The organism is Amycolatopsis ultiminotia, assembly GCF_039536925.1.
Lineage (GTDB): Bacteria > Actinomycetota > Actinomycetes > Mycobacteriales > Pseudonocardiaceae > Amycolatopsis > Amycolatopsis ultiminotia.
Genome location: NZ_BAAAZN010000012.1, coordinates 101,567 through 116,497, shown reverse-complemented (window position 1 = coordinate 116,497; position 14,931 = coordinate 101,567). Strand labels below are relative to the sequence as shown.

Genomic DNA, 14,931 nt, shown 5'->3' with positions numbered 1-14,931 from the left:
AGGATGCTGACGTGACCACCGCACCCACTGAACTGGACGGGCGTCCGCTCTCGCTGGCCGACCGCGCCTACACCGCGATCCAGGACCGGCTGATCATGCTGGACATCCCGCCGATGGCACCCATCGAGGACGGCGCGCTCTCCGAGGAGATCGGCATCGGCCGCACGCCGGTGCGCGAAGCACTGAAGCGGCTCGAGCTGGACCGGCTCGTGGTCTCCTATCCGCGCCGGGGCACCTTCGCGACCGCGGTGGACATCACCGATCTCGCCTACATCTCCGAGATCCGCGCCCAGCTGGAACCGCTGGCCGCGCGCCGCGCCGCGGTCACCGTCGGGCAGCCGGTCCGCACCGAACTGGCCGCGCTCGCGGACCGGATCGAGGCCGGCGACGTGCACGCGATGGACCGCCGTGAGCTGATGCAGTGGGATCTGCGGGTGCACCGCACGATGTACCGCGCGGCGGGCAACCCGCACCTCGAGGACACCCTGGTGCGCTACCACAACCTGGCCACCCGGATCTTCTGCCTGTTCCTCGAGCGCATGGCGCACTTCGACCGGCACGTCGGCGAGCACGTCGGCCTGTTGCGCGCGATCGCCGTGGGCAACGCCGACCGGGCCGAGGAACTCGCCCGGGTTCACGTGACCGGGTTCGAGAAGGCGGTGCGCGCGATCATCTGATCGCCGCCGCCGGCGCAAGTCCGCTCTCCTGCCGCGGCGAGCACGGTGAGCGCGTCTCTCGTCTCGGCCACGTCGTGCACCCGCAGCACCCGCACGCCTCGCTGCACCGCGAGCATCCCGGCGGCCACCGAGGCCACCATCCGTTCGTGCACCGGCCGTCCGGTGAGCCGGCCCAGCATCGCTTTGCGGGACAGGCCGGCCATCACCGGCGGGCCCAGTTCCCGGAAGGCGTCCACCGAGGACAGCAACGTGAGGTTGTGCTCCAGGGTCTTGCCGAAGCCGAACCCGGGGTCGATCACCAGCCGCTGCGCCGGGATACCGGTGCGGGCGCAGGCTTCGATCCGGTCGGCGAGGAATGCCGAAACCTCACCGACGACATCGTGGTAACCCGGCGAAAGCTGCATCAGGTGCGGCGGCGCGAGCATGTGCGAAAGGCAGACGACCGCACCGGTTTCCGCCGCTGTCGACAACGCACTCGGATAACGCAACGCGCGCACGTCGTTGATCATCGCTGCGCCCGCGTCGACCGCCGCGCGCATCACCTCCGGCCGCGAGGTGTCCACCGACAACGGCACTTCGGTGGCCGCCGAAAGACGCTCGAGCACCGGCACGACCCGGGCCAGCTCTTCCTCGACGGTCGGCGGGTGCGAGCCGGGTCTGGTCGATTCGCCGCCGATGTCGATCAGGTCCGCACCGTCCTCGACGAGCTGCCTGCCCCGCTCGACCGCGGCGTCCGCGATCCGGTAGCGGCCGCCGTCGGAGAACGAATCCGGAGTGACGTTGAGGATCCCGCAGATCAGCGGCCGCGGACCGGCCAGCGCCTCCGCCAGCCGGTCCCGGACGCTCACGGCGCGCCCCGCGACGCGGACCCGACGGTGTGGCTCAGCAGCAGCGCCGTGGTCACCGGGCCGACCCCGCCCGGGACCGGCGTGAGCGCGGAAGCCTTGCCGCGCACCGACTCCGCGTCCACATCACCCACCAGCCCGCCGTCTTCGCCGGGGTTGGTGCCGACGTCGACGACGACCGCGCCGGGACGCACGTGCTCGCCGGTGATCATCCGGCTGCGGCCGGCCGCGACCACCAGCACGTCGGCCGTGCGGGTCTGCTCCCCGAGATCCCGCGTGCGGCTGTGGCACACGGTCACGGTGGCGTTGCGGGCCAGCAACAGCTGCGCGGCCGGCTTGCCGACCACCGTGGAGCGGCCCACCACGACCGCGTGCCGCCCGGCCAGCGGAACCTCGTAGTAGTCGAGAACCGCCAGCACGGCGGCCGCGGTCGCCGGGGCGAACGCCGGAAGACCCGCGCTGATCCGGCCCAGTGAAAGGGGGCTGGCGCCGTCCACGTCCTTCTCCGGGGAGATCGACGCGGCGAGCTCCTCGGCCTTGGCATCCGGCGGTAGCGGGGTCTGCAGGATGATGCCGTGCACCGCCGGGTCCGCGCTGAGGGCTGCCAGCTTCGTCCGGATCTCCGCCGGCTCCGCGGTGGCGCCCAGGTCGACGACGTCGCAGTCGATCCCGGTCTTGGCGGCGGCCTTGGCCAGTGCGCGGACGTACCACGCACTGGACTCGTCCTCGGTCGCGACCACGACGGCCAGCCGCGGCGGAACACCGGCGGTGGTGAGCGCCGCCGCGGTCTCGGCCAGTTTCGCGCGCAGTTCCCGGGCCAGCACCGAACCGCTGAGCTCGACGGTGGTCATCGGGCGATCACCTCGCGCACCGCAGCGGTGACCTTGTCGGCGCGGGCAGCGAGGTCATCGACGCCGGCTATGGCGGCGGTCAGCCCGGCCCGCGCGGCGGTATCGGTGATCCCGGCGAGGTTGATCTCCACGTTGATCCGCGCGGTGGTCGCCGCGGCGCGGGCGGCGTCCGCGGCCGCCGCGACGTCGCTGATGACGTTGCGGTTGCCGATGGGCAGCAACCGCTCGGCCAGACCGAGCACCTGGTCGGCCACCCCGACCACCCGTGCCGGCACTTCACCGGCCTGCCCGAGCGCACCGGCGATCGCCGCGGACCGTGCCGTCTTCTCCTCCGGCGTCGAGCGCGGAAGCCGGTACGCGTCGGCGACCGCGCCGAACACCCGAGCGTCCTCTTCGGACAGACCGAGCGCGAGCTCGCGGAGCTCGTCGGCTTGCCCGCGCACCGCCGTCACGGTCTCCGCGTGCTCGGCGTACTTGTCTCCTTCGGTGTAGCGGGCGACCATCGCCACCAGAGCCGCGGCCTGCGCGGCGTGCAGTCCGGCGCTGGCGCCGCCGCCGGGCGCGGGCACCCGGTCGGCGAGCGAACGCAGGAATTCTTCGAGCGTGTCCGTGCGCATGTGTCGTCCTTCGTACCTGCCGCAGTCAGCGGCGGATGCGGGCCATCTCGGGGTCCACGAGCGGCTCGGCGGTGACCGTCGCCTTCACCTTCCGGTCGAAGTACTGGATCTCCACCGGGCTTCCGGGCGTCAGCGCGGCGGGCAGCCACGCGTACGCGATCGGCCTGCCGATGGTGTGGCCGAACGCGGCCGATGTTACATAGCCGGCCGGTGCACCGTCGACGAACACCGGCTCGCTGCCCAGCACCACGCTGCGGCCGTCGTCCACGGTCAGGCAGGTCAGCCGCCGGGACACGTCCTGCGCGGCGATCCCGGCGATCCGGTCGCACCCGACGAAGCCGGTCTTCTTCTTGTTGACCGCAAAACCGAGCCCGGCCTCGTACGGGTTGTGCTCAGTGGTCATGTCCGCGCCCCACGCCCGGTACCCCTTCTCCAGGCGGAGGCTGTTGAACGCGCCGCGCCCGGCCGCCACGACGCCGAGCGGCTGCCCGGCCTCCCACAGCAGATCCCACAGCCGCTGCCCGTATTCGGCGCTGGTGTAGAGCTCCCAGCCCAGCTCCCCGACGTAGGACAGCCGCATCGCGGTCACCGGGATCCCACCGAGCTGCGCGTGGCGCAGGCGGAAGAACTTCAGTCCCTCGTGGGAGAAGTCGTCGCCGGTCAACGGCTGCACCAGATCCCGCGCAAGCGGGCCCCACACGCCGATCCCGCAGGTACCGCCGGTGATGTCGCGCAGCCGCACGCTGCCGTCGGCGGGGGCTTGCCGGCGGAAGTAGTCCAGGTCGAGGTTGCCGTTCGCGCCGACCTGGAACACGTTCTCGGACAGCCGGGCCACGGTCAGATCCGAACGGATGCCGCCGGCCTCGTCGAGTGCGAGCGTGTAGGTGACCGAACCGACGGACTTGTCCATCTTGCCGGTGGTGAGGTGCTGCAGGAATCCGACCGCGCCGGGGCCACCGACCTCGATCCGCTTGAGCGGCGTCATATCGTACATCGCCACCGCGGTACGGGTTTTCCACGCTTCCACCGCGACGATCGGCGAGTGGAACATCGCCGACCACGCGTCCCGCGAAGGCGCCTGCCACTCCGGGGGCAGGTCCTTGACCAGCCGGGCGTTCGCCTCGTACCAATGCGGCCGTTCCCACGCGTGCGCTTCGAGGAAGAACGCGCCGAGTTCCTTCTGCCGCGCGTGGAACGGGCTCACCCGCACGTCTCGCGGGGACAGCCTCGGCTGTTGCGGGTGCCGTACGTCGTAGATCTCCACGAAGTTCTGCTGCGATGTCTCCGACACGTACGCATCGGTCGTCTCGATCTCGTCGAACCGATGCACGTCGCAGCCGTGCAGCTCGGTGTCGCTGCGCCCGTCGACCAGCAGCTGCGCGACAGCGCGTGCGACGCCTGCCGAGTGCGTCACCCAGACCGCCTCGGCGATCCAGAAGCCGGCCACCTCCGGCGATTCACCGACCAGCGGGCCGCCGTCCGGCGTGAACGAGAAGACCCCGTTGAAGCCGGTCTCGATCTTCGCTTCACGAAGCGCGGGAAGCAGCGTCCGGCTGTGCTCCCACGAAGGCAGGAAGTCCTCTTCGGTGAAGGGCAGCATCGAGGGCATCGCGTCGTCGGTGACGTCGCCGGTCTCGGGCAGTTCGGACAGGCTGGCCGGCATCGGCCGGTGGGCGTAGGACCCGATGCCGATGCAGTCGTTGTGCTCGCGGTAGTACAGATCGTTGTCCTGGTGCCGCAGGATCGGCAGGCGTGCCTCGACGAGGTCGTCGTTGCGGCCGACCAGCTCGGCGATCTGGCCGGTGCGCACGTACTGGTGCGCCAGCGGCAGCAGCGGCACCTTCATCCCGGCCATCGCACCGGCCTCGCGGCCCCAGAACCCGGCGCAGGACACCACGATGTCCGCGTCGATCAGGTCGCCCGCATCGGTGCGCACCCCGGTCACCCGGCCGCCTTCCTGCCGCACCTCGGTGACGCGGGTCAGACCGCGGAACTCCGCACCGCGTGCCTCGGCACGCTGGATGAGCGCCTCGACCGCACGGGAGGCCTTCGCCAGCCCGTCGGTCGGCGTGTGGAACCCGCCCAGCACCTGGTCGCGATCGAGCAGCGGGTGCAGTTCCGCGCACCGGTCCGGGCCGACCACCTCGCCGGGCACGCCCCACGAGGTGGCCCAGCCCTGTTTGCGGTGCAGATCGGCGAGCCGTTCCGGGGTCGTGGCGATCTCGAGGCCGCCGACCTGGTTGAAGCACCAGGCACCGGCCACGTCGAGGCTCTTCAGCTTCTCCATGGTGTAGGTGGCGAACGCGGTCATCGTCTTCGACGGGCCGGTCTGGTAGACGAGCCCCGGCGCGTGTGAGGTCGAGCCACCGGTCAGCGGCAGCGGCCCCTGGTCGAGGACGGTGAGCCGGGTCCAGCCGCGCGCGGTGAGCTCGTCGGCGAGGTTGGCGCCGACGATGCCGGCCCCGATGACGACGACGCGGGGGGTGGTGCTCATGACGCTTCTCTCCTCTTCGGACAGTCCGGGAACCGGGCTCAGCCGGCCGGGCGGTACTCCTGTGCCGCGTCGAGAATCCATTCGGCGAGATATCCGGCGAACGACGGGCGCACGAACAGCCGCAGGTCCTGCTCGCCGAGCGCGAGCAGCAGTACCGCGGTCTGGCCGAGCGCCGTCTGCGCGGCCGAACCCGACGGGAACGCCGAAGAGCGCAGATCCAGCGAGCAGCCGAAGGACAGCAGGTCGCGGGCACGGGCGCCGCGCAGCCGGATCCCGGTGCGTTGCGCGGAAACGTCCACCGCCGCGCCGTCGTAGGCGGACACGATCCAGCCCAGCTCGCGTTCCAGCTCGTGCCCGGCGCTGTCCTCCGCGGTCACCAGCCATTCGTCGGGGCCGAGCCAGATGAGCTGACCGTCGGTGGTGTGCGTCCAGGTGTTCGGCACCAGCGGCAACGCGGTGCCCAGCGCCCGGCCGAACGCGTCGGCGCCGGGGCCGGGCGCTTCGAGACGCACGTCCACGGCGGCCACCGGCGGTTCGGGGGTGACGACCAGTCCGGCGGCTTCCCTGGACAGCTCTGCCAGTGCCGGTGCCCAGGTCTCCAGCGGATGCGTGGGGTAGAGAACCTCAGCCATCGCGGCGCGCTCCTTCCGGGTCGACGAGAACGGTTTCGCCGATCTCGGCCTCCACCAGCACCCCGTCCACCGGGACGTGCACGAGGTCGCCGACGCGGGCACGGCCGTTGCGCACCAGCGCCAGCGCGAACGGGCGGCCCAGTGCCGCGCTGCGGTAGCTGGAGGTGACGTGCCCGAGCATCGGCACCGGCGGTTCGGGCAGCCGTCCGTCGTCGCGGCGTTCGACGATCTGCGACCCTTCCGGCAGCCGCGTCCTGCGGTCGGTCGGCAGCAGCGACACCAGCTGCTTGCGCAGCGGATTGTGGTTCTCCGGACGGGAGAACGACCGCTTGCCGACGAAGTCTTCCTTCTTCTTCGACACCACCCAGCTCATCCCGAGATCGTGCGGTGTGACCGTGCCGTCGGTGTCCTGCCCGATGATCGGGTAGCCCTTCTCCGCGCGCAGCACGTGCATCGTCTCGGTGCCGTACGGCGTGATGCCGTAGCGCTCCCCCGCCGCCAGCAGGCGCTTCCACAGTGCGGGCGCGTACCACGAGCCGACGTTGACCTCCCAGGCCAGTTCGCCGGAGAACGAAATCCGCGCCAGCCGCACCGGAACGCCGTCGAGGGTGGTGTCCTGCCAGGACATGAACGGGAATGCCTCGTTGGTGACATCGACGTCCGGGAAGACCTCGCCGATCACGGCACGCGAACGCGGACCGGCCACCGGGAAGACCGACCACTGCTCGGTGACCGAAGCGAGGTGCACGCGCAGCTGCGGCCATTCGGTCTGCAGCCACTCCTCCATCCACTCCAGTACCGGGGCCGCGCCACCGGTCGTGGTGGTGACGAGGAACCGGTTCTCCGCAAGGCGCAGCACCGTGCCGTCGTCGAAGACCATACCGTCGTTGTGGCACAGCACGCCGTAGCGGACCCGGCCGACCTTCAGCGTGCTCATCATGTTGGTGTAGAGCCGGTCGAGGAACACCGCGGAATCCGGGCCCTGCACGTCGATCTTGCCCAGTGTGGATCCGTCGAGGATGCCGACGCCGCCGCGGACCGCGGCACATTCGCGCAACACCGCGGCGTCCATGTCCTCCCCGGCGTACGGGTAGTACCGGGGCCGTTTCCACTGCCCCACGTCCTCGAACACCGCGCCTCGCGCCAGGTGCCACGGCTCCAGCGCCGTGATCCGCTCCGGGTCGAACAGCGTGCCACGCTCACGGCCGGCCAAGGCGGCGAACGCCACCGGCGTGTACGGCGGGCGGAAGGTCGTAGTGCCCATTTCGGCGATGTCGTTTCCGAGCAGTTCCGCGGTGATCCCCGAGGCGAGGACACCGGAGGTCTTGCCCTGGTCGTGCGCGGTGCCGATGGTCGTGTAGCGCTTGACGTGCTCCACCGACCGCATTCCGGCACCGACCGCGCGCTCGATGTCGGCCACGGTGGCGTCCCGCTGGATGTCCACGAACTGCCGCGAGCGGTCGCCCTCGGTCCGCCAGAGGATCTTCGTCGGTGCACCCGCCGGTTCCGGACCGCTCGCCGGAGCTTCGGCACCGGCGCCGTCGCGCAGCACACCCGGCAGATCGAAGGTTCCGTTGGCAGCGCCGATCACGGTGATCCCGGGCAGGGTGCCCGCGGGCCGGAACGCCCCGAGCGCCGGGTCGTAGGCGAGCGCGCCCTTGATGTGGCTGAACAGGTGCGCCGCCGGATTCCAGCCGCCGGAGACCAGCAGCAGGTCCGCGGGGATCCGGATCGCGCCGTCCGGGGTGCGCGCCAGCACCGCGCGCACCCGGTCGGTGCCCTCGGTTCCGGTGACCACAGTGGACCGAAGCACGGACACCCCCGCAGCAAGGCAACGGGATTCCCCCGAGGCCGGCAGCTGGGCACGCGCATCGGCCACGGTCACCGCCGCCCCGGCACCCGCGAGGTCGGCCGCGGCCGGATAGGCCGCGTCGTCGGTCGTGAAGACCACGACCTCGCGCCCGGCCAGCACGCCGTACCGGTGCAGGAAGTCTCGTGCGGCCGAGGCGAGCATGATGCCCGGCCGGTCGTTGTCCGCGAACACGATCGGCCGTTCGATCGCCCCGGTCGCGATGACCACCTTGAGCGCCCGGACCCGGTGCACCCGCTGGCGGGCCCGGTTCGCCGGAGCCGCCGTGCCGAGGTGATCGGTGCGCCGCTCGAGCGCGAGCACGAACCCGTCGTCGTAGTGGCCGAACGCGGTGGTCCGCTGCAGGTGCAGCACCTGCGGGTTCCCGGCGAGTTCGGCGACCACGTCCGCGACGAACTCGCGCGCGGGCCGCCCGTCGAGAAGCTCGGTCCCGGTGAGCGTGCCGCCGGGCTCCGCCCGGTCGTCGACGAGCACCACGCTCTCCCCCGCCCGTGCCGCACTGCGCGCCGCCAGCAGACCCGCCGGGCCCGCGCCCACGACGAGGGTGTCGGTGTGCGTGTGCTTGCGGTCGTACCGCGCCGGATCGGGCGCGGCGGCGAGCCAGCCCTGCCCGTCGAGCCCGTGCGCGACGAGCCCGTCGGTCAGCTCGACCACCGACGCCTGCAGCATCGGTTCCGGGAACGGCTTCTCGATCTGCACCAGTCCGGTCGGATCGTCGGTCCACGCCGCGCCGATGCCACGCGGCCTGCCGAGCTGCACGCTCGTCCCCACCAGGTGCACACCGTTGGCCAGCAACGCCGAAGCCAGCGTGTCGCCGGGGTGACCGGTGCAGGTCCGGCCGTCGAAGGTGAAGGTGAGCGTGCGGCCGCGGTCGATCCGGCCGTACCCCGCGACGCGGCTCATGCGGATACCTCCTGCTGGCTCGGCTCCGAACCGGTGGCGGGTACCGGCCCGCCGATGCGGTAGGTCGCGAGGAATTCGTAGGTCCGGGTGTCCCGCACGGCGTTGAACCACCTGCGACACCCCGTCGCGTGGCTCCAGCGCTCGGTGAAGGGACCCTTCGGGTTGTCGCGGTAGAAGACGAACTCGGCCCATTCCTCGTCGGACAGTGCGGCCGGGTTCTCCGGGTAGGCGACGTCGGCCTGGCCGCCGTAGTGGAATTCGACCTCCTCGCGGGGGCCGCACCACGGGCAGTGGATCAGTTGCATGGTTGTCCTCGCTCGGGTCAGTGCGCGACGGCGGCGGCGCCGTGCTCGTCCACGAGCGCGCCGGTCGCGAAGCGGTCAAGGGCGAATGGAGCCACATACGGGTGCGGGGTGCCGTCCGCGATCGTCTGCGCGTAGCACCAGCCGATGCCGGGCGTCGCCTTGAACCCGCCGGTCCCCCAGCCGGAATTGACGAACACGTTCTCGTACGGGGTGTGCCCGACGATCGGGCTCGCGTCCGGGGTGACGTCCACGATGCCGGCCCACGAGCGCAGCAGGTGCGCACGGGCGAAGACCGGGAACAGCTCCACCGCCGCGGCCATCTGCCGTTCGATGATGTGGAACGCGCCGCGCTGGCCGTACCCGTTGTAGGAGTCGACGCCCGCACCCATCACGAGCTCGCCCTTGTGCGCCTGGGAAACGTAGACGTGCACGGCGTTGGACATCACGATCGTCGGATGTACCGGGCGCAGCAGCTCGGACACCAGCGCCTGCAACGGATGCGACTGCAGCGGAGTGCGGACGCCGAGCATGTCCAGCAACACCGACGTGTGCCCGGCGGCGCACAACGCGACCGTGCCCGCGCCGATTTCCCCGCGGGTCGTGCGCACGCCGGTGACCCGGCCACCGTCCACAGTGAACCCGGTGACCTCGCAGTCCTGGATCAGGTCGATCCCTGCCTGGTCCGCACTGCGGGCGAATCCCCACGCGACGTAGTCGTGCTTCGCGATGCCCGCGCGCGGCTGATATGTCGCGCCCTGCACCGGATAGCGGATTTCGCCGGAGATGTTGACGATCGGGCAGATCTCCTTGACCTGCTCGGGGGTCACCCACTCCGCGTCGACCCCGTTGAGCTTGTTGGCCTCCACCCGCCGGACCGAATCACGCACGTCCTGTTCGGTGTGCGCGAGGTTGAGCACCCCGCGCTGGGAGAACAGGATGGGGTAGCCGAGATCCTCTTCCAGGCCTTCCCACAGTTTCAGCGAGTGTTCGTAGATCGCCGCCGACTCGTCCCACAGGTAGTTCGAGCGGATCAACGTGGTGTTGCGGGCCATGTTGCCGCCCGCGAGCCAGCCCTTCTCCAGCACCGCGACGTTCGTGATGCCGTGGTTCTTCGCGAGGTAGTGCGCAGTGGCGAGGCCGTGCCCGCCGCCGCCGACGATCACCACGTCGTAGGTCTTCTTCGGTTCGGGATTGCGCCACAGGAAGTCCGGGTGCTCCGGCAGGTGCGCGCCGGGCCTGCTCACGCGACCACCCCCGGGTAGAGCGGGTGCCGCTCGGCCAGCGCCGTGACCCGCGTGGCGAGCTTGTCCAGTTCGTCCTCGCCCGCTGCCGGACGCAGCGCGAGCGCGATCACGTCGGCGACTTCCTCGAAATCGGCCTCGGTGAACCCGCGCGCGGCCAGCGCGGGTGTGCCGATCCGGATGCCGGACGACACCACCGGCGGCCGTGGGTCGAACGGGACGGCGTTGCGGTTGACCGTGATTCCCACCCGGTGCAGCCGGTCCTCGGCCTGCCGTCCGTCCAATGCGGACTCCCGCAGGTCCACCAGGACCAGGTGCACGTCGGTACCGCCGGAGACGAGGCCGACGTGGTCCTCCGGCAGCAGCCGGTCGGCGAGGATCCGCGCGCCGGCCAGGGTGCGCTCCTGGCGCTCCCGGAATTCCGGTTCGCCGGCGAGCTTGAACGCCACCGCCTTCGCCGCGATCACGTGTTCCAGCGGACCGCCCTGCAATCCGGGGAACACGCCGGAGTTCAGCTTCTTGCCCAGCTCCGCCTCGGCCAGCACCACGCCGCCACGCGGACCGCCGAGCGTCTTGTGCGTGGTGGAGGTGACCACGTGCGCGTACGGCACCGGGGATTCGTGCAGCCCGGCCGCCACCAGACCGGCGAAGTGCGCCATGTCCACCATCAGGTAGGCACCGACCTCGTCGGCGATCCGCCGGAAGTGCGCGAAGTCCAGCTGCCGCGGGTAGGCCGACCAGCCGGCGATGATCAGCTGCGGCCGGTGCTCGCGCGCGAGCCGCTCGACCTCGTCCATGTCGACCAGGTGATCGCTTTCCCGCACGTGATAGGGCACGGCCCGGAAGTACCTGCCGGAGAACGTACGGCGCATCCCGTGCGTCAGGTGCCCGCCGTGTGCCAGGTCCAGCCCGAGGAAGGTGTCGCCGGGGTCCAGCAGCGCCGAGAGGACCGCGGAGTTCGCCTGTGCGCCCGAATGCGGCTGCACGTTCGCGTACTCGGCGCCGAACAGCGCCTTGGCCCGGTCGATCGCGAGCTGTTCGATCTCGTCGACGTTCTCGCAGCCCCCGTAGTACCGGCGGCCGGGGTAGCCCTCGGCGTACTTGTTCGTCAGCACCGAACCCTGCGCCTGCAGCACGCTCAGCGGCGCGAAGTTCTCACTGGCGATCATCTCCAGCGTGCCGCGCTGCCGGGCCAGCTCCCGTCCGACCGCGGCGTGCACGGCCGGATCCGCCACCGCCAGCGGGGCGCCGAGCACCCGCGCGGCGACGGACGAATCGTGGTGGTCAACCGGTGCGGACATGCGGCCACCTTTCGTATACCTTTACCAGTAGACTGATATATCAGCTCCGTCGAGGTTAAGCGGCCGATCCCCGCGCCGTCAACCGCCGCCGGGAAACTCTTCGGGATCGCCTGCTGCAGCCGGGCGGGCGAGGCTGGCCGGAGGCCTGCCACCTGCGGGGTTTCCCACCATCTGGGTTTTGTCGTACCCCCTGGCTAGGGTCGTGCCGACAGCTCTGGAAGAAGGAGTGAGGACGTGCGCTGGACCGTGAGCATCAGAGTGGCCGTGCTGGTGGCGGTGGCCGCTCTCGGGCTGACCGCGTGCGGTGGCGGAGGCAATGACCAGCCCGCCGCGCCGAGCAAGGGCGGTGCGCCGATCGTGGTCGCCTCGTTCAACTTCACCGACAGCCAGATCCTGGCGGAGATCTACGCGGGCGCGCTGGAAGCCAAGGGCTACCCGATCACCCGCAAGCTCAACCTCGGCTCGCGGGAGCTGATCTACCCGTCGCTGAAATCGGGTGAGCTGCAGTTCGTCCCCGAATACCAGGGCTCCGCGATCACCACCGGCTTCGGCCAGGACGCGCAGAAGGACCCCGGGGGCGAGCACGACCAGCTGGCCAAGCTGTTCGAACCCGATGGCATCGGACTGCTGAACTACGCGCCCGCCGAGAACAAGGACGTCTACCTGGTGAAGGCCGATCTCGCCAAGGAGAAGGGCCTCGGCTCGATCAGCGACCTGAAGAAGCTCGACAAGGTCGTCCTCGCCGGTGCTCCGGAATGCGAGAAGCGGCTGTCCTGTTTCCAGGGTCTCAAACAGGTGTACCGGCTCACCAACGCCACGTTCCAGACCGTGCAGGAGGTCGGGCCGCGGGTGCAGCAGCTCGACTCCGGCGTGGCCACGGTGATCCCGGTGAACTCGGTCAGCCCGGTCGCAGGCGATGCGAAGTACGTGGCGCTCAAGGACGATCTCGGCATCGCGCCGACCGAGAACGTGGTACCCGCGGTGAGCCGGAAAGTGCTCGACGCGCGCGGACCGGACTTCGCGAACACGGTCAACGCGGTCAGCGCGAAGCTCACCACGGACGGTATGCGGGACCTGAACGCCCGGGTGGACTCCGACGGCGAGCCCGCCGCCGACGTGGCCAAGGACTGGCTTTCCCAGCAGGGTCTTGCCTGATTCGTTCCGGTCGAGGAGCCGCCTCCATGAGTGCGCAGGAATTGCACTTCAACGCTTTCGTCTGGCCCAACGGGTACCACGAGTCGGCCTGGCGGGTCGTCGACGACGACGTCCGGGGCGTCCTCGGGCTGCCCTACTACGCGGACCTCGCGCGCACCGCCGAACGCGGTCTGCTCGACACCGTCTTCCTCGCCGACAACATCGCGATCGCCGAGTACCGCACCACGCACCTGCCGCAGACGCAGTTCGACCCGATCTCGGTGCTCTCCGCGCTGGCCGGGGTGACCAGCCACATCGGACTGATCGGCACCGGGTCCACGACCTACAGCAAACCGTGGGACCTGGCGCGCCGGTTCGCCACGCTGGATCACCTCAGCGGCGGTCGCGCGGGCTGGAACATCGTCACCACCGTCACCCCGCTGGCCGCGGCGAACTACGGCGAACTCACCCATCCCGAGCACGCCGACCGGTACGCCCGCGCGCACGAATTCGTCGAGGTCGTCACGAAGGCGTGGGACAGCTGGGAAGACAACGCACTGGTCGGCGACCGCGAACGCGGAGTGTGGGCCGATCGCGGCAAACTGCACGCGCCCGGTTTCCACGGCCGGTACTACGACGTCGAGGGGATCCTGCCGTTCCCGCGTTCCCCGCAGGGCTGGCCAGTGCTCGTCCAGGCAGGGCAGTCGGCTGCCGGGATCGGCCTTGCCGCGCGGTATGCCGAGCTGGTGTTCTCCGGACCGCCGTCACTCGACGCCGCGGTGGCGTTCCGGGCCGATCTGCACGCCAGGGCCGCGGCCGCCGGACGCGACCCCGCCCGGGTGCTCGTCCTGCCGGCGCTGATGGTCACCCTCGGCGGCACCGAGGCGGAGGCCAAGGCCAAGGTGCGCCGGCTGGAGGAGCTGGCGAGCCCGGAGTTCCGCTGGCAGAACGTGTTGTACACGGCGGGCCTCGATCCCGACGGGTTCGACCCGGACCTCCCGCTGCCTGCCGAGCTGTGGACCGGGCAGGCCGCTCCGTCGAGCCGCGCGGAGCAGCTCTACACCGCCGCCCGCGCCCGGCCCGCGGCCTCGCTGCGCGAGATCACCGGCGAGCTCAAGAGCGGCGCGGGCCAGTACCACTTCGCCGGCACCCCCGAGCAGCTCGCCGACCACATCCTGACCTGGCAGGACGCCGGCGCGGTCGACGGGTTCACCATCATGGGCTCGACCCTGCCCTACGAGCTGGCCACTTTCGTCGACCACGTGGTGCCGATCCTGCAGCAGAAGGGCCGCTTCCGCACCGAATACTCCGGCTCGACGTTGCGCGAACACCTCGGCCTCCCCCGCCCCGCCACCGGCTGACCCACGGCAACGCCCGGCGATAGCAACGCTCGGTCCGGCCGGTCCGGCTTCCAACAGCCGGGCAGGGTCGCAGCGGCCGGGCAGGGTCGCAGCGGCCGGGCAGGGGCACAGCAGCCGGGCAGGGTCGCAGCGGCCGGGCAGGGTCGCAGCGGCCGGGCAGGGTCGCAGCGGCCGGGCGAGGTGGCAGCGGTCGGGTCGCAGCGGGCCGGCCGGGTGGAGGCCGTCGGCGGCCCGGCCGTGCGGCCGAAGCGGGGTTGTGGCGGTCAGCGCCCATTTCAGAACAGTCGGCGACCGGGCGAGGTTGTCCCGGCCCGCCCCCATTCAGAGCGCTCGGTAGTCGGCACCCGCGGGGCGGTGGTCGGCGCGGGTCGGGTCGGCGGGTCGGCGGCTCGGCACTCGTGGGGCGGTGGTCGGCGGGTGGTCGGCGGGTCGGGTCGAGTCGGCGGGTCGGGTCGAGTCGGCGGGTCGGCGGGTCGGCACTCGTGGATCGGTGGTCGGTGGTCGGCGGTCGGCGGTCGGGCGAGGTTGTGGTGATCCGTGCCCCGTCGGGCAGTGGGCTGAGGTTGCAGTCGCGCGGTGGGGGGTCTGCTGCTGTCGTTGGATCGCGGCATCGGGCCAGGTGCGTAGTCGCGCAACCTTCGGTAGCGCCAGCCTGCCGGACGCCGAGATTCACCGCGTGCGCATCCTCGACCTCAGGATC

12 protein-coding genes are annotated in these 14,931 nt (G+C 71.1%); 3 read left to right on the top strand and 9 right to left on the bottom strand.

Annotated features, from left to right (window positions below):
• Positions 1–11: 11 nt before the first annotated feature.
• On the top strand, positions 12–677 hold the full coding sequence (locus tag ABD793_RS26025) for a GntR family transcriptional regulator (RefSeq protein WP_344864498.1): 666 nt from the start codon (positions 12–14) through the stop codon (positions 675–677).
• Here ABD793_RS26025 and folP read toward each other — a convergent pair.
• The 9 genes from folP to ABD793_RS25980 are packed head-to-tail and all read right to left on the bottom strand — an operon-like array spanning position 635 to position 11,736.
• Entirely contained in the window at positions 635–1,525 is an 891-nt protein-coding gene (gene folP / locus ABD793_RS26020) for a dihydropteroate synthase (RefSeq protein ID WP_344864496.1), read from the bottom strand. The two genes, ABD793_RS26025 and folP, sit on opposite strands and share 43 nt — an antisense overlap.
• On the bottom strand, positions 1,522–2,373 hold the full coding sequence (locus tag ABD793_RS26015; RefSeq protein ID WP_344864493.1) for a bifunctional 5,10-methylenetetrahydrofolate dehydrogenase/5,10-methenyltetrahydrofolate cyclohydrolase: 852 nt from the start codon (positions 2,371–2,373) through the stop codon (positions 1,522–1,524). Before ABD793_RS26015 ends, folP begins: the two co-directional genes overlap by 4 nt.
• Positions 2,370–2,990 (bottom strand): cyclodeaminase/cyclohydrolase family protein, encoded by a 621-nt coding sequence (locus ABD793_RS26010; RefSeq protein ID WP_344864491.1) that lies wholly within the window; start codon positions 2,988–2,990, stop codon positions 2,370–2,372. Before ABD793_RS26010 ends, ABD793_RS26015 begins: the two co-directional genes overlap by 4 nt.
• Positions 2,991–3,015: 25 nt before the next feature.
• Complete coding sequence (locus tag ABD793_RS26005; protein WP_344864489.1) at positions 3,016–5,484, bottom strand: GcvT family protein; 2,469 nt, start codon at positions 5,482–5,484, stop codon at positions 3,016–3,018.
• 38 nt (positions 5,485–5,522) lie between these two features.
• Entirely contained in the window at positions 5,523–6,116 is a 594-nt protein-coding gene (locus ABD793_RS26000) for a sarcosine oxidase subunit gamma (protein ID WP_344864487.1), read from the bottom strand.
• On the bottom strand, positions 6,109–8,889 hold the full coding sequence (locus tag ABD793_RS25995) for a 2Fe-2S iron-sulfur cluster-binding protein (protein WP_344864485.1): 2,781 nt from the start codon (positions 8,887–8,889) through the stop codon (positions 6,109–6,111). The genes ABD793_RS26000 and ABD793_RS25995 overlap by 8 nt, the downstream gene beginning before the upstream one ends.
• A complete protein-coding gene (locus tag ABD793_RS25990) occupies positions 8,886–9,194 on the bottom strand; it encodes a sarcosine oxidase subunit delta (protein WP_344864483.1) in 309 nt (102 codons plus the stop codon). The genes ABD793_RS25995 and ABD793_RS25990 overlap by 4 nt, the downstream gene beginning before the upstream one ends.
• A gap of 17 nt (positions 9,195–9,211) precedes the next feature.
• The gene (locus ABD793_RS25985; RefSeq protein ID WP_344864481.1) at positions 9,212–10,438 is read right to left on the bottom strand and encodes a sarcosine oxidase subunit beta family protein; all 1,227 of its coding nucleotides are present in this window, start codon (positions 10,436–10,438) and stop codon (positions 9,212–9,214) included.
• A complete protein-coding gene (locus ABD793_RS25980; RefSeq protein WP_344864479.1) occupies positions 10,435–11,736 on the bottom strand; it encodes a serine hydroxymethyltransferase in 1,302 nt (433 codons plus the stop codon). The genes ABD793_RS25985 and ABD793_RS25980 overlap by 4 nt, the downstream gene beginning before the upstream one ends.
• Positions 11,737–11,970: 234 nt before the next feature.
• Between ABD793_RS25980 and ABD793_RS25975 the strand changes: the two genes are divergently transcribed.
• A complete protein-coding gene (locus ABD793_RS25975) occupies positions 11,971–12,891 on the top strand; it encodes an ABC transporter substrate-binding protein (RefSeq protein ID WP_344864477.1) in 921 nt (306 codons plus the stop codon).
• Positions 12,892–12,917: 26 nt separating this feature from the next.
• Positions 12,918–14,231 (top strand): NtaA/DmoA family FMN-dependent monooxygenase, encoded by a 1,314-nt coding sequence (locus tag ABD793_RS25970; RefSeq protein WP_344864475.1) that lies wholly within the window; start codon positions 12,918–12,920, stop codon positions 14,229–14,231.
• Positions 14,232–14,931: the final 700 nt, after the last annotated feature.

Excerpts from the sequence above, each read along its gene's own strand:
- ABD793_RS25970 (WP_344864475.1), top strand. The coding sequence starts at position 12,918 with ATGAGTGCGCAGGAATTGCACTTCAACGCTTTCGTCTGGCCCAACGGG.
- ABD793_RS25990 (WP_344864483.1), bottom strand. The coding sequence starts at position 9,194 with ATGCAACTGATCCACTGCCCGTGGTGCGGCCCCCGCGAGGAGGTCGAA.
- ABD793_RS26010 (WP_344864491.1), bottom strand. The coding sequence starts at position 2,990 with ATGCGCACGGACACGCTCGAAGAATTCCTGCGTTCGCTCGCCGACCGG.
- ABD793_RS26005 (WP_344864489.1), bottom strand. The coding sequence starts at position 5,484 with ATGAGCACCACCCCCCGCGTCGTCGTCATCGGGGCCGGCATCGTCGGC.
- ABD793_RS25980 (WP_344864479.1), bottom strand. The coding sequence starts at position 11,736 with ATGTCCGCACCGGTTGACCACCACGATTCGTCCGTCGCCGCGCGGGTG.
- ABD793_RS26000 (WP_344864487.1), bottom strand. The coding sequence starts at position 6,116 with ATGGCTGAGGTTCTCTACCCCACGCATCCGCTGGAGACCTGGGCACCG.
- ABD793_RS26015 (WP_344864493.1), bottom strand. The coding sequence starts at position 2,373 with ATGACCACCGTCGAGCTCAGCGGTTCGGTGCTGGCCCGGGAACTGCGC.
- ABD793_RS25995 (WP_344864485.1), bottom strand. The coding sequence starts at position 8,889 with ATGAGCCGCGTCGCGGGGTACGGCCGGATCGACCGCGGCCGCACGCTC.